The sequence below is a fragment of the Streptomyces sp. WZ-12 genome (assembly GCF_028898845.1).
In the GTDB taxonomy this organism is placed as follows: Bacteria; Actinomycetota; Actinomycetes; order Streptomycetales; family Streptomycetaceae; genus Streptomyces.
In genome coordinates, this window is record NZ_CP118574.1 from 3,600,531 (window position 1) to 3,623,598 (window position 23,068).

21 protein-coding genes are annotated in these 23,068 nt (G+C 72.1%); 14 read left to right on the plus strand and 7 right to left on the minus strand.

Annotated elements, in window-relative coordinates; all coding sequences use genetic code 11:
• Positions 1-8 precede the first annotated feature (8 nt).
• The 3 genes from PV796_RS15100 to PV796_RS15110 all read right to left on the minus strand — a co-directional run bounded on the left by PV796_RS15100 (position 9) and on the right by PV796_RS15110 (position 3,369).
• Entirely contained in the window at positions 9-803 is a 795-nt protein-coding gene (locus tag PV796_RS15100; protein ID WP_274919033.1) for an enoyl-CoA hydratase/isomerase family protein, read from the minus strand.
• Between the two features lie 111 nt (positions 804-914).
• A complete protein-coding gene (locus tag PV796_RS15105; protein ID WP_274913658.1) occupies positions 915-2,123 on the minus strand; it encodes an adenylate/guanylate cyclase domain-containing protein in 1,209 nt (402 codons plus the stop codon).
• A 361-nt stretch (positions 2,124-2,484) separates the two neighbouring features.
• Positions 2,485-3,369, minus strand: a complete 885-nt coding sequence (locus PV796_RS15110) for a biotin--[acetyl-CoA-carboxylase] ligase (RefSeq protein WP_274913660.1) — start codon at positions 3,367-3,369, stop codon at positions 2,485-2,487.
• Between the two features lie 132 nt (positions 3,370-3,501).
• On the opposite strand from PV796_RS15110, the gene PV796_RS15115 reads away from it, so the two are divergent.
• The 6 genes from PV796_RS15115 (at position 3,502) to PV796_RS15140 (ending at position 8,795) form a co-directional block, all read left to right on the plus strand.
• A complete protein-coding gene (locus PV796_RS15115; protein WP_274913661.1) occupies positions 3,502-5,091 on the plus strand; it encodes an acyl-CoA carboxylase subunit beta in 1,590 nt (529 codons plus the stop codon).
• Positions 5,092-5,127: 36 nt separating this feature from the next.
• A complete protein-coding gene (locus PV796_RS15120; protein ID WP_274919034.1) occupies positions 5,128-5,343 on the plus strand; it encodes an acyl-CoA carboxylase epsilon subunit in 216 nt (71 codons plus the stop codon).
• Between the two features lie 144 nt (positions 5,344-5,487).
• Positions 5,488-5,616, plus strand: coding sequence for a morphogenic membrane protein MmpB (gene mmpB / locus PV796_RS15125; RefSeq protein WP_274913662.1), 129 nt, complete (start codon positions 5,488-5,490; stop codon positions 5,614-5,616).
• Positions 5,617-5,793: 177 nt separating this feature from the next.
• On the plus strand, positions 5,794-7,281 hold the full coding sequence (locus PV796_RS15130; protein WP_274913663.1) for a peptidoglycan D,D-transpeptidase FtsI family protein: 1,488 nt from the start codon (positions 5,794-5,796) through the stop codon (positions 7,279-7,281).
• A 226-nt stretch (positions 7,282-7,507) separates the two neighbouring features.
• Positions 7,508-8,119 carry a Maf family protein gene (locus PV796_RS15135; RefSeq protein ID WP_274913664.1) on the plus strand — a complete coding sequence of 204 codons (612 nt, stop codon included), beginning with the start codon at positions 7,508-7,510 and terminating at the stop codon, positions 8,117-8,119.
• A 97-nt stretch (positions 8,120-8,216) separates the two neighbouring features.
• Complete coding sequence (locus tag PV796_RS15140) at positions 8,217-8,795, plus strand: DJ-1/PfpI family protein (protein ID WP_274913665.1); 579 nt, start codon at positions 8,217-8,219, stop codon at positions 8,793-8,795.
• A gap of 124 nt (positions 8,796-8,919) precedes the next feature.
• On the opposite strand, the gene PV796_RS15145 is transcribed toward PV796_RS15140, so the two are convergent.
• Positions 8,920-9,357, minus strand: a complete 438-nt coding sequence (locus PV796_RS15145) for a hypothetical protein (protein WP_274913666.1) — start codon at positions 9,355-9,357, stop codon at positions 8,920-8,922.
• A 459-nt stretch (positions 9,358-9,816) separates the two neighbouring features.
• On the opposite strand from PV796_RS15145, the gene PV796_RS15150 reads away from it, so the two are divergent.
• Entirely contained in the window at positions 9,817-11,586 is a 1,770-nt protein-coding gene (locus PV796_RS15150) for an acetyl/propionyl/methylcrotonyl-CoA carboxylase subunit alpha (RefSeq protein WP_274913667.1), read from the plus strand.
• A 91-nt stretch (positions 11,587-11,677) separates the two neighbouring features.
• On the opposite strand, the gene PV796_RS15155 is transcribed toward PV796_RS15150, so the two are convergent.
• The gene (locus tag PV796_RS15155) at positions 11,678-12,862 is read right to left on the minus strand and encodes an alpha/beta hydrolase (RefSeq protein WP_274913668.1); all 1,185 of its coding nucleotides are present in this window, start codon (positions 12,860-12,862) and stop codon (positions 11,678-11,680) included.
• Positions 12,863-13,166: 304 nt separating this feature from the next.
• Here PV796_RS15155 and PV796_RS15160 point away from each other — a divergent pair, with 304 nt between their 5' ends.
• Positions 13,167-13,814, plus strand: coding sequence for a TetR/AcrR family transcriptional regulator (locus tag PV796_RS15160; RefSeq protein WP_274913669.1), 648 nt, complete (start codon positions 13,167-13,169; stop codon positions 13,812-13,814).
• Between the two features lie 170 nt (positions 13,815-13,984).
• Here PV796_RS15160 and PV796_RS15165 read toward each other — a convergent pair whose 3' ends face one another.
• Together PV796_RS15165 and PV796_RS15170 are read right to left on the minus strand one after the other, a co-directional pair.
• Positions 13,985-14,959: a DeoR/GlpR family DNA-binding transcription regulator gene (locus PV796_RS15165; protein ID WP_274913670.1), complete on the minus strand. Its 975-nt coding sequence runs from the start codon at positions 14,957-14,959 to the stop codon at positions 13,985-13,987.
• A 317-nt stretch (positions 14,960-15,276) separates the two neighbouring features.
• Positions 15,277-16,722: an NAD(P)H-quinone dehydrogenase gene (locus tag PV796_RS15170; protein ID WP_274913671.1), complete on the minus strand. Its 1,446-nt coding sequence runs from the start codon at positions 16,720-16,722 to the stop codon at positions 15,277-15,279.
• Between the two features lie 140 nt (positions 16,723-16,862).
• On the opposite strand from PV796_RS15170, the gene PV796_RS15175 reads away from it, so the two are divergent.
• The 6 genes from PV796_RS15175 (at position 16,863) to PV796_RS42065 (ending at position 22,831) form a co-directional block, all read left to right on the plus strand.
• Positions 16,863-17,300, plus strand: coding sequence for a gamma-glutamylcyclotransferase (locus tag PV796_RS15175; RefSeq protein ID WP_274913672.1), 438 nt, complete (start codon positions 16,863-16,865; stop codon positions 17,298-17,300).
• Positions 17,301-17,424: 124 nt separating this feature from the next.
• The gene (locus PV796_RS15180) at positions 17,425-18,240 is read left to right on the plus strand and encodes a purine-nucleoside phosphorylase (RefSeq protein ID WP_274913674.1); all 816 of its coding nucleotides are present in this window, start codon (positions 17,425-17,427) and stop codon (positions 18,238-18,240) included.
• Positions 18,241-18,401: 161 nt separating this feature from the next.
• On the plus strand, positions 18,402-20,075 hold the full coding sequence (locus tag PV796_RS15185; RefSeq protein ID WP_274913675.1) for a phospho-sugar mutase: 1,674 nt from the start codon (positions 18,402-18,404) through the stop codon (positions 20,073-20,075).
• A 258-nt stretch (positions 20,076-20,333) separates the two neighbouring features.
• Positions 20,334-21,536 carry a helix-turn-helix domain-containing protein gene (locus tag PV796_RS15190; RefSeq protein WP_274919035.1) on the plus strand — a complete coding sequence of 401 codons (1,203 nt, stop codon included), beginning with the start codon at positions 20,334-20,336 and terminating at the stop codon, positions 21,534-21,536.
• Between the two features lie 94 nt (positions 21,537-21,630).
• On the plus strand, positions 21,631-22,131 hold the full coding sequence (locus PV796_RS15195) for a recombinase family protein (protein ID WP_274913676.1): 501 nt from the start codon (positions 21,631-21,633) through the stop codon (positions 22,129-22,131).
• 85 nt (positions 22,132-22,216) lie between these two features.
• Complete coding sequence (locus PV796_RS42065; RefSeq protein WP_342456912.1) at positions 22,217-22,831, plus strand: hypothetical protein; 615 nt, start codon at positions 22,217-22,219, stop codon at positions 22,829-22,831.
• The last annotated feature ends 237 nt before the right edge of the window (positions 22,832-23,068 follow it).

The window sequence follows — 23,068 nt, forward strand, 5'->3', positions numbered from 1 at the left end:
TCCGGGGCTCACTCCCCCGGCCAGTCCGGGTCCCGCTTCTCGTTGAACGCGGCGACGCCCTCGGCCCGGTCCCCGGAGAACGCCACGCTCCGCCAGGCACCGTCCTCAAGGTCCAACCCGGCCCGCAGGTCCAGCCCCTGCCCCAGTCGCATGGCGCGCTTGGCCGCGCGCAGCCCGACCGGCGAATTGCGGGCGATCGCGGCGGCCAGCGCCAGCGCCTCCGCCCGGTCCTGCCCGTCCGCCACCAGCCGGTCCACCAGCCCCAGCTCGGCCGCCTCCGCGGCCGGCACCCGGCGCGCGGTGAAGACCAGTTCGGCCGCCCGCGCCGCGCCCACCCGGCGCGGCAGCAACTGCGTCCCGCCGCCACCGGGGATGACGCCCACCGAGACCTCCGGCAGCCCCACCACCGCGCTCCCGTCCGCGACGATCAGATCGCAGGCCAGCGCCAGCTCGTAGCCGCCGCCGAGCGCGAAGCCGTGGACCGCGGCGATGGTCGGCACCGGCAGCTCCAGCACCCCGGTGTACGCGGCCCGGGTCCGCGGGCGCTGCCGCATCAGGTCCGCGTCCGTGAAGGAGTTCCGCTCCTTGAGGTCGGCGCCCACGCAGAACGCCCGCTCATGGGTGGAGGTGAGCACCACCACCCGCACGGAACGGTCGGCGGCCAGCGCGGCGCACGCCTCCGCCAGCGCGTCGGCCATCGCCGTCGACACTGCGTTCATCGCCTTCGGCCGGTCCAGGACCAGCTCCGCCACGAAACCGTGGCGCTCGACGCCGACCCACTCCTCCGCGCCGAACCGCTGCATACCGCTCATACCGCCCTCCCGATCGCCGGTTAACGCTCGTTGACCTGATCGCCCGAGGATCATGTCAGCTCACGGCGGTTTACGGCAGGGGCTGACCCGGCCGAGCACACCTCACCCGCGCCGGGTCAACATCCACGGCTCGACGACGCCCAGCCCGCGCACCGGCCGCTGCCACATCGGCTGCAACGCGAAGCGGTACGGGGGCGGCGGGCTGCCGGTGCCCTCCTGGGCGGCCTTCTCCGCGGCCGCGGCGTCCGCCTCGGAGACCGGCGCATCGCCGGTGCGCCCCAACTCCTCCGCGAACGCCTCGTCCACCAGCACGGCGTCCCTCGGCGCTATCGAGGTCAGCCGGCTCGCCAAGTTGACGGTCGTCCCGAAGACATCGCCCATACGGGTCGTGACCGTGCCGAACGCGATGCCCACCCGCAGCTCGGGCATGGTCTCGTCGTGGCCCATGGTCTCGATGAGCCGCAGCCCGATCTCGGCGGCCACCCCGGCGTCGTCCGCCGCGAACAGCACCTCGTCCCCGAGCGTCTTGATGAGCCGCCCGCCGTGCGCGGCGACCAGGTCCGCGGCGGTGGTCTCGAACGCCTCGACCAGCTCGCCCAGTTCCTCCTCCTCCAGCCGCCGGGTCAGCCGGGTGAACCCGACCAGGTCGGCGAACCCGACCGCCAGCCGACGGTCCACCATCTCCGCGTCGTCCTGGGCCTGGACGACCCGCCCGGTCGCCGCGGCGAGCTGCCGCCGCCACACGTAGACCAGGAACTCCTCCAACTCCGGGAGGAGCAGCTCGACCAGCGGGTACGTGATCTCCGTACGGGTCAGGCCGGAATCCTGCGGCTCCGTCAGCCCCTCCAGGAAGGAGTCGATCTGCCAGTCGGCCAGCCGGGCGGTGGTCTGCCCCGTGGAACGGGCGACCTGCACGGCCATCGCCTCGCTGAGCAGCCCCGCCTCGACCAGGCCGGCGAGCCGGCGCAGGGCCAGCACGTCGGCCTCGGTGAGGGCCTTGACCTGGCCGATGTCCGCGAATCCCATGGCCCGCCAGAAGCGCGCCGCGAGGTCCATCGAGACGCCGGCGCTGCGGGCCGCCTGGAACGGCGTGTAGCGGCGCTCGGCACCGATGATGAGCTGTTCCAGCTTCACGGCGATGTTGTTCTCGCCGTTGCCCTCTTCCTCGCCTTCGCCGTTGCCTTCTGCGTCATTGGCCGTGCCGTCGCTGCTTGCGGGATCACCCGCGGGCTCGCCCGCGGGGGCCTCACCCACCGCGTCGCCCTCGGCATCCGCCCCGCGCGGGGTGGCCCCCGAGTCGTCCGCGGTCACCGGCCACTCCCTGTCCGATCCCTGCGCACTGCCCTTCCGATCTGCCCGCTCGCCCGTGATCCGCTCCCTGACGGACCGCCTCAACGATACGGCAGGTGTGCTCTGCCTCACGTGGTCGCTGCGCTGGCTGGCGGCCCACGTCGCGGTGACGACGCGTTCGCTCCCCGCCGAACCCCGCCGGTGGCCCGTCATTCGCCGTACCGGCGGAGGGGGTTGTGGGTGGCCGCCCCACGGAGCCGTCCGCCCGGCTTCGCGGTGGCTGGGGCCGCTCGCCCGCCCTCGCGGCGCGCAACCACCCCCCACCGCCAGCGCCCGGCGGAATCGCCGGGCCGGCGCAACCCCGACGAGGGGGAGGGAAGGGCTACGCGTAGCCGTCGCCCGCCGCCGGGCGCAGGTGCACGATGTCGCCGGCGTCGACGGGTTGTTGGACGCCGTCGGCGGTGGCCAGGACGAGGCGGCCGTCGGCGTCGAGGGCGACGGCCTCGCCCTCGACGGAGCGGTCGCCGGGGAGGATCGCCCGCACGTGGCGGCCCAGCGTCGCGCAGCCCGCCGCGTACGCCTCCTGGAGGCGGCACGCCGCCGGGTCGCCGTCCGCCGCCTGCCACTCGCCGTACCAGTGCTCCAGGGAGCGGAGGACGGCGCGGAGCAGCGGGTCGCGGTCGGTGTTCTGGGCGCCGGCGAGGGCGAGCGAGGCGGCGGTGGGGACGGGGAGTTCGTCGGCGGTGAGGGTGACGTTGAGGCCGATGCCGAGGACGACGCCGTCGGCGGCGCGTTCGGCGAGGATGCCGCCGGTCTTGCGTTCGGCGTCGTCCACGGTGACCAGGACGTCGTTGGGCCACTTCAGGGCGGTGTCGACGCCGGCGGTGCGGGAGAGGGCGGTGGCGGTGGCCACGCCGGCGAGGAGCGGGAGCCAGCTCCAACGGACGGCCGGGACGGCGGGGGTGAGGTAGACGGAGACGAAGAGGCCGGAGCGGGGCGGCGCGGACCAGCGGCGGTCCAGGCGGCCGCGGGCGGCGGACTGTTCCTCGGCGACGAGCACGGCGCCCTCGCGCAGGTCGCCGGCGGCGGCCCGGTCCGCGAGGTCGGTGTTGGTCGACCCGGTGGTGGGGACGACGTCCAGGGAGGACCACAGCGCACCGGGCCGGACGAGGGCCCGGCGGAGCGCGTTGGCATTCAGCGGCGGGCGGCCGAGATCGCTCCAGCGACCGGCGTCTTTGTCCCGGTTTTCCGGTGGTTGAGGCGTCATGGCTCCAGCCTAGGTGTGGTCAACGACGCAGTGCCGCAGAGCAGTCCCGCCGATACGCTACGAGGCGGTAGCCACACCCGTACCTCCCTTTCGTACGAGTGCCAGTCCAGGACGAGCAGGAGCCGCATCCCGATGTCCGAACCGCAAGCGAACATCCACACCACCGCGGGCAAATTGGCGGATCTGCAGCGGCGGGTCGAGGAAGCCACGCATGCCGGCTCCGCCCGCGCGGTGGAAAAGCAGCACGCCAAGGGGAAGTTGACGGCGCGTGAGCGCATCGATCTCCTCTTGGACGAGGGCTCGTTCGTCGAGTTGGACGAGTTCGCGCGGCACCGGTCGACGAATTTCGGGATCGAGCAGAACCGGCCGTACGGAGATGGTGTCGTCACGGGGTACGGGACCGTCGACGGGCGGCCGGTGTGCGTGTATTCGCAGGATTTCACCATCTTCGGCGGCTCACTGGGCGAGGTCTACGGCGAGAAGATCGTCAAGGTGATGGACTTCGCGCTCAAGAACGGCTGCCCGGTCATCGGGATCAATGACGGCGGGGGCGCCCGAATTCAGGAGGGGGTGGCCGCCCTCGGGCTGTTCGCGGAGATTTTCCGCCGCAATGTACACGCGTCGGGCGTGGTGCCGCAGATTTCCCTGATCGTGGGTCCGTGCGCGGGCGGCGCGGTGTATTCGCCGGCCATAACGGATTTCACGGTGATGGTCGACCAGACCTCGCACATGTTCATCACCGGGCCGGACGTCATCAAGACGGTCACCGGCGAGGACGTCGGCTTCGAGGAGTTGGGCGGGGCCCGGACGCACAACACCACCTCGGGCGTGGCACACCACATGGCGGGCGACGAGAAGGACGCCATCGACTTCGTCAAGGGCCTGCTGTCGTACCTGCCGTCCAACAACCTCTCGGATCCACCGGTGTTCGCAGAGGAGGTGGATCTTGAGGTCTCGGACGCGGACCGCGAACTGGACGCGCTGATCCCGGACTCGGCGAACCAGCCGTACGACATGCACGCGGCGATCGAGCACGTGCTGGACGACGGTGAATTCCTGGAGACCCAGGCGCTGTTCGCGCCGAACATCCTGACCGGGTTCGGGCGGGTGGAGGGCCACTCGGTCGGCGTGGTGGCCAATCAGCCGATGCAGTTCGCCGGTTGCCTGGACATCAAGGCGAGCGAGAAGGCCGCGCGGTTCGTGCGGACCTGCGACGCGTTCAATGTCCCGGTGCTGACCTTCGTCGACGTGCCGGGGTTCCTGCCGGGGACGGACCAGGAGTACGACGGGATCATCCGGCGCGGCGCCAAGTTGATCTACGCGTACGCGGAGGCGACGGTTCCGCTGATCACCGTGATCACGCGGAAGGCGTTCGGCGGCGCGTACGACGTCATGGGGTCCAAGCACCTGGGTGCGGATCTGAACCTGGCGTGGCCGACGGCGCAGATCGCGGTGATGGGGGCGCAGGGCGCGGTGAACATCCTGCACCGGCGGACGCTGGCGGCGATCGAGGATCCGGCCCAACAGGATTCCCGGCGCCAGGAGTTGATCCAGGAGTACGAGGACGCGCTGCTGAATCCTTACGTCGCGGCCGAGCGGGGCTATGTCGACGCGGTGATCATGCCGTCCGAGACCCGGCGGCACATCGTCCGCGGGCTGCGCACGCTGCGCAACAAGCGGGAGGCGCTGCCGCCGAAGAAGCACGGCAACATCCCGCTGTAGTCCGCGTTGGTGCCCGTCGGAGGAGGTCGGTTGTCGATGATCAAGGTGGTGCGGGGCAATCCCACGCCGGAGGAGTTGGCCGCCGCGGTGGCGGTGGTGAAGGCGCGGGCGGCGGCGGTGGCCGTGGGCGGCGCGCCGGAGGCGGGTGGCCGGGGCGGCGAGTGGGCGGATCCGGCGGCGACGGTGCCGGCCCGGTCGCGGTTGCCGCATCCGGGGCCGCGGGCGTGGCGGACCAGTTATTGGCCGCGGTGAGGTGCTGACGGTGAACGTGTGGCGCGGGTCGCCGCGCGGTGCGCCGGGGGTCGGTGCATCGTGCACTGACTAGTCCTCCGCGGTGCGGCGCCTGAGTACGCGTACTCAGGCGCCGTTGCCGTTGGGGGCGGGAGGATCGAGGCCATGCTGTGGTCCGATCCACCCGATGAACCGCCCGAGGAGCTGCGCGAGGTGCAGGCCAAGCTCCGTCGGATGGGCATCGTGCTGGCCGCGGCGATCATGGTGGGGACGTTGGTCGTCGTGATCAAGTGATGCCTCTTCGGGACGGTCGGTTCCGGCGTTTTCCTCCGGGCTGCTGTCACTTCCGTCACGTGGGTCACGTCACCCCTTGCAACCACGGCGGCCGAACACGCATCTTTCTCTCTCGACAGCGCAATTCGGGCACCCGGCCGCAGTGATCTTCAGCGGCCGGCCGGCGGAGGGGAGTTCATGAACAGGCCACTCAGACACATAGCCGTCTTCTGCGGGGTGTTGGTGGTCGCCCTGCTGGTCCGGGTGACCTGGGTGCAGTTCGTGCAGAGCGATGAGCTCGCGAACGACGAGCACAACCGGCGGGTCAAGATCGAGGCGTACTCGTATCCGCTGGGCAACATCATCGTGGGCGGCAAGCCGATCACCGGGTCGGTGGAGACCAGCGGTGACTTCAAGTACAAGCGGACGTACACCGACGGCGCGATGTACGCACCGGTCACCGGCTACGCCCGGCAGGCGGCGGGCGAGACCATGCTGGAGGGCGTCTACAAGAAGGTGCTCAACGGCAAGGACGACCGGCTCTTCTTCAACCGGGCGCGCGGGATGCTGACCGGCGAGAAGCCGCGCGGCGGCGACGTCCTCACCACGATCAACGAGAAGGCGCAGAAGGCCGCCTACAAGGGGCTCACGGACCTGCACGCCAACGGCGCGGTGGTCGCCCTCGACCCGCGGTCCGGCAAGATCCTGGCGATGGCCAGCACCCCGTCGTACGACCCGTCGACGATCGCCGGGCTGTCGACCGACGAGGGCAAGAAGTACCTGGCGCTGGACGCCGACAAGGGCAAGCCGATGAACAACCGGGCGCTGCGCGAGATCTACCCGCCCGGCTCGACGTTCAAGGTGCTCACCGCCGCGGCGGCCCTGGAGCACGGCACGGTCAGCGACATCAACGCCTCCTCCGGCGCCCCGGCGCCGTACACCCTGCCGCAGACCCGTACGCAGGTCGGCAACGACGTGGTGGGGGCGCCGTGCGACAAGGCGTCGCTGAAGACGGGCATGCAGTGGTCCTGCAACAACGTCTTCCTGGACGCGGCGCACAAGTTGGGCACCGACAAAATGCGGGAGACCGCGGAGAAATTCGGGTTCAACGCCGAGCAGTTCGTTCCGGTGCGTTCCGCGGTGAGCGGTTATCCGAAGAAGCTCGACCAGCCGCAGACCGCGCTGACCGGTATGGGCCAGGGCAGCGTGACCAGCACTCCGTTGCAGATGGCGATGGTCGCCGCCGGTATCGCCAACAACGGCAAGGTGATGAAGCCGTACATGGTCGAGGAGTTGCGCGGTCCGGACCTGTCCACGATCGAGAAGGTCGATCCGGCGCCGCTCCATCCCGATGACCCGCAGGCGGTTTCCAAGGACACCGCGCTGAAGGTGCAGGAAATGATGGAGTACACCGTTTCGGACGGCACCGCGTCGAAGGCGAAGATCGACGGGGTGACGGTCGGCGGCAAGACCGGTACGGCGCAGCACGGCGCGAACGTGAACGACGAGCGGCCGTATGCGTGGTTCGTCTCGTACGCGAAGCTGCCGGACGGCAGTTCGCCGGTGGCGGTGGCGGTCTTCGTCGACCCGAAGGACATGGACATTCCGCGGTCGGAGATCGCCGGTGGAAAGCTGGGCGGGCCGATCGCGAAGTCGGTGATGCAGGCGGTGCTGAACAAGGGCTGACGCGGCCCGCGGAATGGGGCGGGCCGGGCGGCCGGGAAAGCGGGGAAATGATCTCCCGCAAGTACCGGGCCCGGCCTGCCTTTTGTCGTTCTGCGCGAAGGGGCGGCGGAATCGGCCCACACCCCGGGGGCCGCGCTCGGCGCCGTTCTGGGGTGGCGGGTGCTGCGGGCCGGCCGGCGCCGGGCCCGGGCCCGCTGACCCCCGTGGCCTCCGTACGATGGCGGGCATGACCGAAGCTTCCCGCGCCCGCCGCCTCGTCCTCGCCTCCCAGTCCCCGGCCCGCCTCGGCCTGCTCCGGCAGGCCGGACTGGCGCCGGAGGTCGTGATCAGCGGGGTGGACGAGGACGCGCTGACCGCCGCCACTCCGGAGGAGCTGGCGCGGGTGCTGGCCGAGGCGAAGGCCGCCGCGGTCGCGGCCCGCCCGGAGACGGCGGGCGCGCTGGTCGTCGGCTGTGACTCGGTGCTGGAGCTGGACGGGCGGGCACTGGGCAAGCCGGCGGACGCCGAGGACGCCACCGCCCGGTGGAAGTCGATGCGCGGCCGGTCCGGGGTCCTGCGCACCGGTCACTGCGTGATCGACACCGCGTCCGGCCGGCGGGCCAGCGCCACCGCGTCCACCACGGTCCGCTTCGGCGAGCCGACCGACGCGGAGATCGCCGCCTACGTGGCCAGCGGTGAACCGCTGTACGTGGCCGGCGCGTTCACCCTCGACGGCCGCTCGGCGCCGTTCATCGACGGGATCGACGGCGACCCGGGCAACGTCATCGGCCTGTCGCTGCCGCTCTTCCGCCGCCTGCTGGCCGACCTGGGCATCGCGATCACGGACCTCTGGGCCTGAGGCGCGCGGGGCGGCGATTTCCGGCCGGGCGGTGAGTGGGGCGCGTCGTTGGGGAACCGATGGTTCCGAGACGACCGAACCGCGAGGAGTGTTCCGCATGGCCAAGATCCTGATCGTCGCCGGTGACGCCAGTGAGGACCTGGAGTTCTTCTACCCGTACCAGCGGCTGCTGGAGGAGGGCTACGAGGTCCGGGTCGCGGCGCCCGCACGGAAGAAACTGCGGTTCGTCACGCACGACTTCGTCGAGGGCTTCGACACCTACACGGAGACCGCGGGCCACTCCTGGCCGGCCGATGCGGCGCTGTCCGAGGTGGATCCGGCGGAGTACGAGGCGCTGGTCCTGCCCGGCGGCCGGGGGCCCGAGTACCTGCGGCACGACCCGGACTTCCGCCGCGTGGTCGGCCACTTCTTCGACGCGGACAAGCCGGTCGCGCACATCTGCCACGCGGCCCTCGCACTGGCCCCGCTCGGGGTGTTCAAGGGCCGCCGGACGTCCGCGTACCCGGCGTGCGCACCGGAGGTGGAGTTGGGCGGCGGAGTCTTCGTGGACGGCCCGGCGGTGGTGGACGGCAAGATGGTGTCGGCCCGCGCGTGGCCGGACCACCCGGAGTGGATGCGGGCGTTCCTGGAGGTCCTGCGGGAGCACGCACCGGCGGGGAAGCCCACGGGAAGCTGACGGGCGGCCCGCCCCGCCTGTCTGGCGGAGGCCGTGCGGCGAACGGCGCGAAGCGCGCACCAGGGTGAGCCGTACGGCCGCGGGGCGGCGTCCAACGGGGGCCGCGGGACGGGGAGTTCGGGGGTCAGGCGGTGGCGGGGTCCTCGGTCGGGGCCGGGGCGGGGCGGGGTTCGGCGTAGGCGACCAGGGTCAGTACGAGCAGCGCCAGCACCACCATCGCGGCGGCGAACGCCGGCCAGCCGACCAGCCCGACAGCGAGCGCGCCGAGGACGCCGTGCACCACGGCGCAGCAGATCAGCGCGAGGCGCGGGAGGCGTCCCGGCGCCCGGTCGCGGGCGCCGCCGTAGAGCAACACGGCGGCGCAGAAGAGGAGGAAGAGAGCGAAGAGCGCGCCGCCGGCCCAGGCGCCGGCGGACATGGCGCCGGGCCGCAGCCCGGCCAGGGACATCTGCTGCCGGTCGACCACGATGCTCAGGATCCAGTTCAGCAGCAGGATTCCGGCCGCCTCCAGGATCAGCACCACGGCCGCCACCAGGGCCACCGGTCTGCGCGCCGCCACCATGCCGCCACCCCATTTCCTCCGCCGGCCCGCGCCGCCGTGCACGACCGCGCGCCGCCCCAACGAGCCGTTACCGGGAGTACAGAAAGCATCACGAACGCTACTAACGGGTAACGGTCGGGGCAAGGGTTCTGCACGACGACATGCGACCCCCTTCCCGCCGCCCCCGACCGCCGCGCCCACCCGAAAACTTTCACTCGCCCATTCGTAGGGACTCCACAAAGAATTGACGGTTCGCCGGACGTCCACAGTTCGAGACCTAGGCCACACCACGGCACGAGCCGGAGCCGCGGAATCCGGGCCTACCCTGGGATTCCAACGGACTTCGGCCCCTCACCATCGCCGCGTGCACGCTCTGTGTGGGCAAGCTCACCCCAGGGAACGGGTCGGCACGCGGTGTCGCCAGTCCCTAAACTCGCTGCGTTCAGTGTGTTGCGGCGTAGCGCCCAGGAAGGACCCATCGTGCGCAAGGTGCTCATCGCCAACCGTGGCGAAATCGCTGTCCGCGTTGCCCGTGCATGCCGGGACGCCGGGATCGGGAGCGTAGCGGTCTACGCCGACCCGGACCGGGACGCCCTGCACGTCCGTGCCGCGGACGAGGCTTTTGCCCTGGGCGGTGACACCCCTGCCACCAGCTACCTGGACATCGCCAAAGTCCTTCAGGCGGCCGCCGATTCCGGCGCGGACGCCATCCACCCCGGCTACGGCTTCCTCTCCGAGAACGCCGAGTTCGCGCAGGCCGTGCTCGACGCCGGCCTGACCTGGATCGGCCCCCCGCCGCACGCCATCCGTGACCTCGGCGACAAGGTCGCGGCCCGGCACATCGCCCAGCGCGCCGGCGCCCCGCTGGTCGCCGGCACCCCGGACCCGGTCTCCGGGGCCGACGAGGTCGTCGCGTTCGCCAAGGAGCACGGCCTGCCGATCGCGATCAAGGCGGCGTTCGGCGGCGGCGGCCGCGGCCTGAAGGTCGCCCGCACCCTCGAAGAGGTCCCCGAGCTCTACGACTCCGCGGTCCGCGAGGCGGTCGCCGCATTCGGCCGCGGCGAGTGCTTCGTCGAGCGCTACCTCGACCGCCCGCGGCACGTCGAGACCCAGTGCCTGGCCGACAAGCACGGCAACGTGGTCGTCGTCTCCACCCGCGACTGCTCGCTCCAGCGCCGCCACCAGAAGCTCGTCGAGGAGGCCCCCGCGCCGTTCCTCAGCGAGGCGCAGAACGCCGAGCTGTACCGCGCCTCGAAGGCCATCCTCAAGGAGGCCGGCTACGAGGGCGCCGGCACCTGCGAGTTCCTCGTCGGCCAGGACGGCACCATCTCCTTCCTGGAGGTCAACACCCGTCTCCAGGTGGAGCACCCGGTCACCGAGGAGGTCACCGGCCTGGACCTGGTCCGCGAGATGTTCCGGATCGCCGACGGCGAGGAGCTCGGCTACGACGACCCGGCACTGCGCGGCCACTCCTTCGAGTTCCGGATCAACGGCGAGGACCCGGGCCGGGGCTTCCTGCCCGCGCCCGGCACGGTCACCCGGTTCGACGCGCCGTCGGGCCCGGGCGTCCGCCTGGACGCCGGCGTCGAGGCCGGCTCGGTCATCGGCCCGGCCTGGGACTCCCTGCTGGCCAAGCTGATCGTCACCGGCGCCACCCGCGAGCAGGCCCTCCAGCGGGCCGCCCGGGCGCTGAACGAGTTCCAGGTGGAGGGGATGGCCACCGCCCTCACGTTCCACCGCGTGGTCGTCAAGGACCCGGCGTTCGCCCCCGAACTCACCGGCTCCACCGACCCGTTCACGATCCACACCCGCTGGATCGAGACCGAGTTCGTCAACGAGATCCCGCCGTTCACCGCGCCCGGTGGCGAGGAGGGCGAGGCCGACACCCGCGAGACCGTCGTGGTCGAGGTCGGCGGCAAGCGGCTGGAGGTCTCGCTGCCGGCGTCGCTGGGCATGCCGCTGGCCCGCGCCGCGGTCGCCGGGGGCGCCAAGCCCAAGCGGAAGGCCACCAAGAAGTCCGGCAGCGCGGCCTCCGGCGACACCCTGGCGTCCCCGATGCAGGGCACCATCGTCAAGGTCGCCGTCGAGGAGGGCCAGCAGGTCGCCGAGGGCGAACTGGTCGTCGTCCTGGAGGCGATGAAGATGGAGCAGCCGATCAACGCGCACCGCGCGGGCACCGTCAAGGGCCTGGCCGCCGAGGTGGGCGCGGCCCTCACCTCCGGCGCGGCGATCTGCGAGATCAAGGACTGACGCGGCCCAGAAGACCGCGCAAGTGGGGCGGGCCCCCGGTGCCTTTCGGACCGGGGGCCCGCCCCTTTGTGCGCCACGGTGCCGCGGGCGGCTACGACTTGCCCACGACCTCCTCCGGGAACACCAGCGTCCGGCTCATCCACTGGAGCGCGGCGGGCAGTTCGCGCCGCCAGGTGGCGAAGTTGTGGCTGCCGTGGTCCAGGACGATCGCGTCCGCCTTCATGGGCGGGCGGACCGCGGCCAGGAACGCCTTGGCCGCCGGGTAGTTGTTCTCGCCGCTGCGGCTGGTGCCGATCAGCACGTTGACGGCGGGGGCGGGCAGGTGCGCCAGGCGCCACATCAGGTCGTGCTGCTCGCGGCGGGCGCCGCGGTCCTTGTCGGTGCCGAAGAGGTTCCCGGTGGTGGGGTCGTTGGACACCTTGTAGTCGGGCGAGAGGGCGGCCGCCGCGGTGTAGGTGCGGGGGTGGCGCATGGCGAGCTGGAGGGCGCAGCTACCGCCCGAGGAGTAGCCGAGGACGCCCCAGGCGGACGGGTCGTGGCCCACCCGGTAGTGCGACTTGAGGGCCTCGGGGACGTCCTGGTCGAAGAAGGTCTCGGCCTGCGGGCCGCCGGGGACGTCGACGCACTGGGTGTCCCGCGGCGGGGCGATGGTGGGCCGCAGCATCACGATGACGGACGGCTGGAGGGAGCCGTTGCGGATCAACTTCGCGGCGGTCTCGGGCAGTCTGAGGTGCTGGCCCAGCAGGAATATCCCGCCCGGGTAGCCGCTGAGCGCGACGATGACCGGGAAGCGCTGGCGGGCGTACTGCTTCTGGAAGTACTGCGGCGGCAGGTAGACGTAGGCCGGGTCCACCACCTTGGTGCGCTTGCCGACGATCCGCACGGTCTCGACCTTGCCGTTCTTCTCCGGCGGCCCCGTGGGCACCCCGTGCACCTTGTCCAGCCCCTCCGGGCCGGACGCCTGCACCAGTCCCTTCGACGGGTCGCCGGCGGGCCCCGCGGTGCCCTCGTTGCCCCACTTGCCGACCGCGGCGGGCGCCCCGTCGTAGAGGCCGAGCAGCTCGTGCCAGGACGCGTAGAACTGGAAGCTGGAGTTCACCACCAGGCCGAGCACGGCCACGATCACCACCTGGGTCGCGGCGATCGCACCGAGCCGCCCCAGCACCGCCCGTGGCCCGCGCCCGGCGAGCCGGGGCCAGATCCACACCGTGAGTGCCACACAGGCCACGGCGAGCGTGATCATGACGTACAGCAGCGGCCGGCTGGTGAGTCCCATGCGTAGTTCCCCAGACTTCCAAGGCGGTCTCCGGACCGTCCCCGGAAGACCTCTTTGCGCCTGGTTTGATGGCCCTTGGAACGGCGACGTTGCGGGCGTTCCCAGGAGTTCGCCGGCCCGACGCGGGGGGTATTCCGGGGCGTCACCGGCCGGCCGCCGCGCGTCCACCGGAGCCCCGGGTATCCACACCCCGCCCGGCCGCCGGCGGTGCGATGGCATGCTGGACCCATCCGGGCCCAGGGCCTGTCCGACCCTGATCCACCAGACAGGCTCCAGGACCGGCCGGATCGAGGAAGGACGGCGGATGGCGACCGAGACGGCAGGGCAGCGGCGGGCCGCTGCGGCGCACGCACCGGCGGGGGCGCCGGCGTCCGTGGGGGCGCCCGCGGCACGCCCCATGCGGGCCGATGCGCGCCGGAATTACGAGCGGCTGCTGGCCGAGGCTCGGACGGCCTTCACCGAGCACGGCACGGACACCTCGCTGGAGGACATCGCGCGCCGCGCCGGCGTCGGCATCGGCACCCTCTACCGGCACTTCCCCAACCGCACCGCCCTGATGGGCGCGGTCTTCCAGGGCGAGGTGGAGGCGCTGCTCGCGTACGCCCGGGAGCTGGCCGACGCACCGCAGCCGTGCACCGCGCTGGTCGACTGGCTGCGCACGCTGATCACCCACGCCAGCACCTACCGGGGCCTGTCACGGGCGCTGATGACCGCCTCGGCGGACGAGAGCTCCGGCATGGCACGGTGCAGCGTGCCGCTCGGCGAGGCCGGCTCCGCGCTGCTGGCCCGGGCCCAACAGGCCGGTGCGGTGCGCCGGGACGTCGTCATCGGCGACCTGATGCAGCTCACCAACGGCATCGCGCTGGCCGCCGAGGAGTCCCCCGACGACCCCGAACTGGCCGACCGGCTGCTGACGTTGACCCTGCGCGGCCTGAAGGCGGAGCCGGCGTAGGGACGTTCCGACGCCCTCTCCCCGACCCCATCGGCCGCGTCAGCCCCAACGCCGCGTCGGACCGGCCCTGGTGGGGCCGGCGGACGCGGGAGCATCGGGTCCCGGCGCCGCCAGGGGCGGCCGACGCCGGGCCGTGCTGCCGTGCCCGGCGCCCGCTCCCCCGGTCCCGCTCAGCGGCGCCGGGGCGCCAGATCGGCCACCCGGCCGTCCGCCAGCGAGCCCGCCGACCGCAGTTGGGGCGCGCCGGCCGGGGCGCCCGGATGGCTGCGCCGCTGGCCCGGCAGCGGCACCTCCCGCCGCGGGCCCCGGCGCTCGGGCGGGGCGGCCTCCAGACCGGGCCCGCCCGGCGCCTGGCCGGGCAACGAGCCGCTGGCGACGGCGATCTGGACGCCCTGGTCGGCGAGCGCCTGGAGCTCCGTGGCGGCCCGGTCGTCGTGGGCGGGCGGCTCGTCGGTCACCAGCCGGGTGATCACGTCCGTCGGCACGGTCTGGAACATGGTGTCGGAGCCCAGCTTGGTGTGGTCGGCGAGCACCACCACCTCCCCCGCCGCCTGCACCAGCGCCCGGTCGACGCTGGCGGAGAGCATGTTGGAGGTGGACAGCCCGCGCTCGGCGGTCAGACCACTGCCCGACAGGAAGGCCCGGGAGACCCGCAGTCCCTGGAGCGACTGCTCGGCACCGCTGCCGACCAGCGCGTAGTTGGAACCGCGCAGGGTCCCGCCGGTCATCACCACTTCGACGCGGTTGGCATGGGCCAACGCCTGGGCGACCAGCAGGGAGTTGGTGACGACGGTCAGGCCGGGCACCCTGGCGAGCCGGCGGGCCAGCTCCTGGGTGGTGGTCCCGGCGCCGACGACGATGGCCTCGCCCTCCTCGACGAAACCGGCCGCGAGATCGGCGATGGCCGTCTTCTCGGCGGTCGCGAGGTGGGACTTCTGCGGGAAGCCGGATTCCCGGGTGAAACCTCCCGGTAGGACCGCCCCGCCGTGCCGGCGGTCGAGCAGTCCCTCTGCCTCCAGCGCCCGGACGTCGCGCCGTACGGTCACTTCGGAGGTCTGGACGACGCGGGCGAGCTCACGGAGCGACACGGCCCCGTTGGCGCGCACCATTTCTAGGATCAATTGGCGACGTTCTGCAGCGAACACGAAACTGACAGTAACGCCAACGACCGTCTGTTTTCAGCAGGTTGCACCAATTAACGGAAGTTGTTCACACGGCATCGCTTCACGTGGTATGCGGCATGCACATGCCCCGATCCCCGTCACCGTGCGTGCACAAACCCACGCGCTGCCTGGTCAGTTGCACTCTTCGGCGGCCGACCACGAACCCGTGGGGCGAGTTGTCCTGACCCGTCCATGCAGGACCGTTTCACCCCAAGTGCCCATCGTGGGCACAAATATTCCATGGGCCCGCTTGCGGCCCGCCACCCCGCCGGCGCCTGGCGTGCGCCGGCGGGCGCCGGTCATGCGCCGGACGCCTTCCGGGTGTGCAACTGGCGGGCCACCTCGGCGATCGAGCCGGACAGCGACGGGTAGACGGTGAAGGCGCTGGCGATCTGCTCGACCGTCAGGTTGTTGTCGACCGCGAGCGAGATCGGGTGGATCAGCTCGCTGGCCCGCGGCGAGACGACCACGCCGCCGACCACGATGCCCGTGCCGGGGCGGCAGAACAGCTTCACGAAGCCGTCCCGGATGCCCTGCATCTTGGCCCGCGGGTTGCGCAGCAGCGGCAGCTTGACCACCCGGGCGTCGATCACGCCGTTGTCGACGTCGGCCTGGGAGTAGCCGACGGTGGCGATCTCGGGGTCGGTGAAGACGTTGGCGGAGACCGTCTTGAGGTTGAGCGGGGTGACCGCGTCGCCGAGGAAGTGGTACATCGCGATCCGGCCCTGCATGGCGGCGACGGACGCCAGCGCGAAGACGCCGGTGCAGTCGCCGGCGGCGTAGACGCCGGGGGCGGTGGTGCGGGAGACCTTGTCGGTCCAGATGTGGCCGGAGTCCTTGAGCCGGACGCCGGCGCTCTCCAGGCCGATCCCCTCGGTGTTGGGGATGGAGCCCACCGCCATCAGGCAGTGCGTGCCGGAGATCGTCCGGCCGTCGGCGAGGGTGACCTCGACCCGGTCGCCCACCCGCTTCGCGGACTGCGCCCGGGAGCGCGCCATGACGTTCATCCCGCGGCGGCGGAAGACGTCCTCCAGCACGGCGGCCGCGTCCGGGTCCTCGCCCGGCAGCACCCGGTCCCGCGAGGAGACCAGGGTGACCCGGGAGCCCAGCGCCTGGTAGGCGCCGGCGAACTCGGCGCCGGTGACGCCGGAGCCGACGACGATGAGTTCCTCGGGCAGCTCGGTGAGGTCGTAGACCTGCGTCCAGTTCAGGATCCGCTCGCCGTCCGGCTGGGCGTCGGGGATCTCCCGCGGGTGGGCGCCGGTGGCGATCAGCACGGCGTCGGCGATCAGGCCCTCGGTCGTGCCGTCGGCGGCGGTGACCGTGACCTTGCGCGAGCCGTCCGGCGCCTGCCCCGGCTCCAGCCGGCCGCGGCCGCGCAGCACCCGGCCGCCGGCGCGGGTGACGGAGGCGGTGATGTCGTGGGACTGGGCCAGCGCGAGCCGCTTGACCCGTCGGTTGACCTTGCCGAGGTCGACCCCGACGACCCGGGCCGGGTGGTCCGCGTCCGGGGTGCCGTCCTCGACGATGATGCCCAACTCCTCGTAGGAGGAGTCGAAGGTGGTCATCACCTCGGCCGTGGCGATGAGCGTCTTCGACGGGACGCAGTCGGTCAGCACCGACGCCCCGCCCAGACCGTCGCAGTCGACGACGGTCACCTCCGCGCCGAGCGAGGCCGCCACCAGGGCTGCCTCGTATCCGCCGGGTCCACCACCGATGATCACGATCCGAGTCACGTACTCCATTGTCCCGCACGCCCGTCGGTGCCTCTCCCCCGGGGGCGCTCGGGGCCCTGGCACGGGCGCCGGGCATGTGCACTCCCCCGCCCTCGTACGAACCTCCGGTACCACGAGCCCAACGGGGAACCTCCCGTACCCTCGGAAGCATGTCGCTCTACGCCGCGTACGCCGGCAACCTCGACGCGCGGCTGATGTCCCGCCGCGCTCCGCACTCCCCACTGCGCGGCACCGGCTGGCTGAACGGCTGGCGGCTCACGTTCGGCGGCGAGCAGATGGGGTGGGAGGGCGCCCTGGCGACGGTCGTCGAGGACCCCGGCTCCCAGCTCTTCGTCGCGCTCTACGACATCGCCCCCGGGGACGAGGAGTCGATGGACCGCTGGGAGGGCGTCGGCCTGGACATCTACCGCCGGATGCGGGTCCGGGTGCACACCCTCGACGGCGACGAGACCGCCTGGATCTACGTCCTCAACGGCTATGAGGGCGGCCTCCCTTCGGCGCGCTACCTGGGCGAGATCGCCGACGCGGCCGAGTCCGCCGGCGCCCCGCACGACTACGTGATGGAGATCCGCAAGCGGCCCTGCTGACGCGGCCCCTCCCGTCCGCCCGCGCGGCCCCGGATCGCTTCGGCAAAAGCCACAAGCCGGCGCCCACAGACCCGTGGGCAGCGACATCTACGCGCGTAGGGGAAGACCGGCTACCCTCGTCCGCGTGAACGCATCTGTTACCCCGGACATCGACCCGAAGGGCGCCGCGGACGCGGCGGCCGCCCGCCTCCGCGAGCTCACCGGCATCGAGCAGCACGACGTCGCCCTGGTCATGGGCTCCGGCTGGGCCCCGGCCGCCGAGGCCCTGGGCGCGCCCGAGCACGAGTTCCCGGTCACCGAGCTGCCCGGCTTCCCGCCGCCGGCCGTCGCCGGCCACGGCGGCAAGATCCGCTCGTACAAGATCGGCGAGAAGCACGCCCTGGTCTTCCTCGGCCGCACCCACTTCTACGAGGGCCGCGGGGTCGCCTCGGTCGCGCACGGCGTCCGCACCGCCGTCGCCGCCGGCTGCAAGACCGTGGTGCTCACCAACGGCTGCGGCGGCCTGCGCGACGGCATGCGCCCCGGCCAGCCGGTGCTCATCAGCGACCACCTCAACCTCACCGCCACCTCGCCGATCCCCGGCGCCAACTTCGTCGACCTGACCGACCTGTACTCGCCGCGGCTGCGCGCGCTGTGCAAGGAGGTCGACGCGAGCCTGGAGGAGGGCATCTACGCCCAGCTCCCCGGCCCGCACTACGAGACCCCGGCCGAGATCCGGATGCTCCGCACCATGGGCGCCGACCTGGTCGGCATGTCCACCGTCCTGGAGGCCATCGCGGCCCGCGAGGCCGGCGCCGAGGTGCTCGGCATCTCGCTGGTGACCAACCTCGCCGCCGGCATGACGGGCGAGCCGCTGAACCACGAGGAGGTGCTCCAGGCGGGCCGCGACTCCGCGCTCGCGATGGGCACGCTGCTCGGCCGGGTCCTCGGCAAGATCTAGGGCCAGGCCCCAGCCGGCACCGGCACCGGGCGGGCCGCAGCGCCCGCCCCTGCCGGCCCGACCCCGCGCGGCGGACGCGGGACCGACGGCCGCCACGCGTCCGCCCGGCCGGCCCGTTACGCACCCCTCCCCCACATCGCACCCACAGGCAGGAGCATCACGTGGCTACCGTTCCCGCGGAGCTGATCGACCGGGCCCAGACGTGGCTGGCCGAGGACCCCGACCCGGAGACCCGGGACGAACTGGCCGGGCTCATCGAGGCGGACCGGCACGAGGAGTTGGCGGCCCGGTTCGCCGGCACCCTCCAGTTCGGCACCGCCGGGCTGCGCGGCGAGTTGGGCGCCGGCCCGATGCGGATGAACCGCGCGGTGGTCATCCGGGCCGCGGCCGGCCTCGCCGCGTACCTCAGGGACCAGGGGCAGGGCGACGGTCTGGTCGTCATCGGGTACGACGCCCGCTACAAGAGCGCCGACTTCGCCCGGGACACCGCGGCCGTGATGGTCGGCGCGGGGCTGCGCGCCGCGCTCCTGCCGCGCCCGCTGCCCACCCCGGTCCTGGCGTTCGCCATCCGGCACCTGGGCGCGGTGGCCGGCGTCGAGGTGACCGCCAGCCACAACCCGCCGCGGGACAACGGCTACAAGGTCTACCTCGGCGACGGCTCGCAGATCGTCCCGCCCGCGGACGGCGAGATCGCCGACCGGATCGCCGCGGTCCGCTCCCTGGCCGACGTGCCCCGCCCGGAGGCCGGTTGGGAAACCCTGGACGACACCGTCCTGACCGCCTACCTGGAGCGCACCGACGCCGTCCTCACCCCCGGCTCACCCCGCTCCGTCGACGTGGTCTACACCCCGATGCACGGCGTCGGCCGGGACACCCTCGTCGCCGCGTTCGCCCGCGCCGGCTTCCCGGCCCCGACGGTCGTCGCCGAACAGGCCGAGCCGGACCCGGACTTCCCCACGGTCGCCTTCCCCAACCCGGAGGAGCCGGGCGCGATGGACCTCGCGTTCGCCACCGCGCGCAAGGCCGTCCCGGACCTCGTCATCGCCAACGACCCGGACGCCGACCGCTGCGCCGTCGCCGTCCCGGACGCCGGTGCCCCGGAGGGCTGGCGGATGCTGCGCGGCGACGAGGTCGGCGCGCTGCTCGCCGCGCACCTGGTGTGCAAGGGCGCCACCGGCACCTTCGCGACCACGATCGTCTCCTCCCAGCTCATGTCCCGTATCGCGGGCGGCGCTTCGCTGCCCTACAAGGAGACGCTGACCGGCTTCAAGTGGCTGGCCCGGGCGGACGGCCTGCGCTACGCCTACGAGGAGGCGCTGGGCTACTGCGTCGACCCCGAGGGCGTCCGCGACAAGGACGGCATCACCGCGGCCCTGCTGATCACCGAACTGGCCGCCGAACTGAAGCAGTCCGGCCGCGGCCTGTCCGACCTCCTGGACGAACTGGCCGTGGAGTTCGGGCTGCACGCCACCGACCAGCTCTCGGTGCGGGTCACCGACCTGTCGCTGATCGCCGATGCGATGCGCCGGCTGCGCGCCCAGCCGCCGACGGCACTGGCGGGCCTGGCCGTCTCCCGCGCCGACGACCTGAACGCGGGCGGCCCCGACCTGCCGCCCACCGACGGGCTGCGCTACTACCTGGCGGGCTCCCCCGCCGACGGCATCGAGGCGGCCCGCGTGGTCGTCCGCCCCAGCGGCACCGAGCCCAAGCTCAAGTGCTACCTGGAGGTCGTGGTGCCGGTGTCCGACGCGACGGGCCTGCCGACGGCCCGCGAGAAGGCCACGACGACCCTCACCGCGATCAAGCGGGACCTGTCGACGGCGGCGGGGATCTGACGGAGCGTCAATCCACGTGCCCAAAGGGGCCGGACTCTTCGGAGTCCGGCCCCCGCCGTTTTGGGCAAGGGGCGCAGCGAACCCCAACACCCCGACACTCGCCCGGTGGTGTGGCACACCCCGGGGAGGGAACTTTCTTGTGAGGGGTTGCGCCGGACGCCACCAAGCCGTTCGGTTGTTCCGTTCGCCGCGGGCGCGTCGGTGGTGCCGCCTACCATCGAACCAGCCGCTGAGCCTGAGCAACCCACCGAGGTGATCGTGAGCAACTGGGCCGACCTTACGACTGGCAAGCGCATCAAGCACCTGCGGGGTTCGGATCTGACGCAGCAGGGGCTCGCCGAGGCTGCGGGCGTCTCGCTCGCCCTGGTACAGAAAGCCGAGCAGGATCGCGGCGAACTGTCCGTGGGTTCGCTCCTGAAGCTAGCCAACGCGCTCAAGACCGACGTTGCGGTGATCCTGGGACAGCAGGCGCCGCGCCAAGGGATGAGCCGAGACACCAGGGTTGCCCTACGGCGAATTTCCGACGCCGTACACGAGGGCGCACTCGGGGACTGGGACGGCTTGGGGGAGCCGAGCACACTCGCCGAACTGTCGACTGCTCTCGACCGTATGTGGGCCACCTACTGGCGAGGCGAATACGGGGAATTGAGCGAACTCATCGCCAAGGTGCTGCTCGAAGGAAGCGCTCGATACGAGCAAGCGACGGGGTACGAACGCGAGCGGCTTGGCGCGGTCCTTGCGAGCACCTACCAGAGCGCGGCCTCGACAGCGGTCCTACTCGGGCAGCGCGATCTCGCCTTCGGTGCGATCACTTCCGCGCGTCGCCTGGCAGAGCAGTCCGGTGATCCCGTGCGGGCCGCACTCGTCGAGTCGACGCTGTCATGGATTCACCTGCGAAGCGCGAGGGTCCCCAGGGCGGTGGCCGTCGCGGAACGTGCCGCCGCCCAGATCGAGCCGTCGTTCAGCAAGGCGCCCCGTCCCCAATTGCTCGCGTACGGACGGCTGATGATCGCTGCGGCCGTCGCAGCCTCGCGTCGAGGAGACACCGCATCTGCGGACGAGTACCTGTCGCAGGCGCAGGCGGCGGCCGCCCGGCTCGGGAGCGACGAGGTGCTGTACGGCACGTATTTCGGCCCCACCACGGCGAGCACCGAGGCCGTGGGAATCGCCGTGGCTCTCGGGAACCATGGAAGGGCGCTGAAGCTGGCGGCGCACACAGAGCTTCCCCGTTCCATGCTGAAGATCCCCCGCAACCGCTACAAGCTCGATGTTGCCCTGGCCCAGTGCGAGGCGAAGCTGTACGACCGAGCCGCCGACACCCTGATCGAGGTAGGACTCGACGCCCCTCAGTGGGTCAAGCACCAGGCATTGCCCGGCGTCATCGGAAAGCGTCTCGCCAAGGTGTCCACCGCACGCGTGCGGAACATCAGCGAGCTGATCGGCGTACCGCTGATCGCGTAACTCCTACGAAGCATGTGAGTCGTGGCCGGACGTACTCGCCCGGTCCTACACCCCGTCACTTCACCATGCGTGACAACTCGTACACGATTGACGCATGGTCAGTACCGAACACGAGCAGCGGCGCGGGCCGGCTACGGCTCACCGAACGACAAGCGACTTACGACGGCGGCAGGCCCTCGCGGACGCGGCAGCAGGAGTCTCACCGGGCGCGGCCGGCGCGCCGACCAAGGCCACCCGCATGGGGCGGTTCCGCTGCCTCATCTACCTATACCGCGACCCCGACATAGACATCGCTGAACTCCGGAAGGAGTGCACGGAGTACGCCGAAGCGTTCTGTTGGGAGATCACGGCCGTCATCGAGGAGGACGCGGAAGGGCTGTCGCCCGGGGCCCGCACCGGGCTCGCGCGGGCGGTCGACCACATCAGGTCCGGCGAGGCCAGTGCGGTGGTCACGGCACGGCGTTCGATGATCTCGCCCGTGACGCGGGAGTACGAGCAGTTCGCCCACGACATCGAGAAGGTCGGCGGTTTCCTGCACGTCATGGATTCGACGCGTGGCGGGACCGACGCCGAGCGCGCCGGAAGCTCTCCCTGACGGCCCAACAGGCCATCTGCACAGACCCCCGCGACCGTCCGACCGGCCCGGGGGCATGGCCCTCAACTAACAAGGAGTTGACGACATGAACCACGCTATCGCGCGAGCGCGCGCCACGGGTCCCGTGACCACCGCCCGTCTACTGCCCTGGACCAGCCTCGACGGAAAGCCCTGCTTCCTCCTCGGTGGCGACGGGACCGGCTACGTCTCCCGCCTCGCCGACGCGATGGAGGCGGAGCAGATGGACTCGGCCGCCGCACTCATCGAGGAAGCCCGCGGCATCCTCGCCGGCCGGGCGTGGACCCCCGGCGAAATCCACCTGCTGGCCGTCGAGTTGAACGCCAACCTGGCCAACGTCCGCCGGGTCTCGGAGAGTCGGGGCGCCCGCTTGCTCGCGCTGGAAGGCGCCTTTGACGCGAGCAGTACGGACGGCGAGGACGACGAGGTCAGCAAGGGCGGCGAAGGACACACGGACAGCGACGTTGCCGCGGACGACGCCTCCGCGGCGCGCGACCCGGACGACGCGGACGAGAACACACCCCCGCCCGCGCACGACTCCCCCGACCGGTCACGTCGCGAGCAGGGACGGCGCCCGTCCCCTTCGGGCCAAGGGGCTCGGCTCGCGGCACCGGTCCGTCCCGCGGGGAGCGCCCCGGGCGCTCCCCTGAAGGATGCCGCGCGGGTCCCACCCGCGCGGTGAGGGAAAACGGTCCCGCCCTCCGCCGTTACCCGGAGGGCGGGACCTCCCTCCCCGGCTCACGCCGTAGAACGTTCCTCACAGCGGGCGTGGACGGGCGAGATCCGGGCGGCTCACAGCATCACGTCGACACGGCGAGGAGACAGCAATGGCATGGGGCACGGGTAAGGGGGGCGACGGGGGCGACGGAAGGCACGCCGGAGGAAAAGATCCGGGTACGGCCAAGCCGTCGTCCGACAC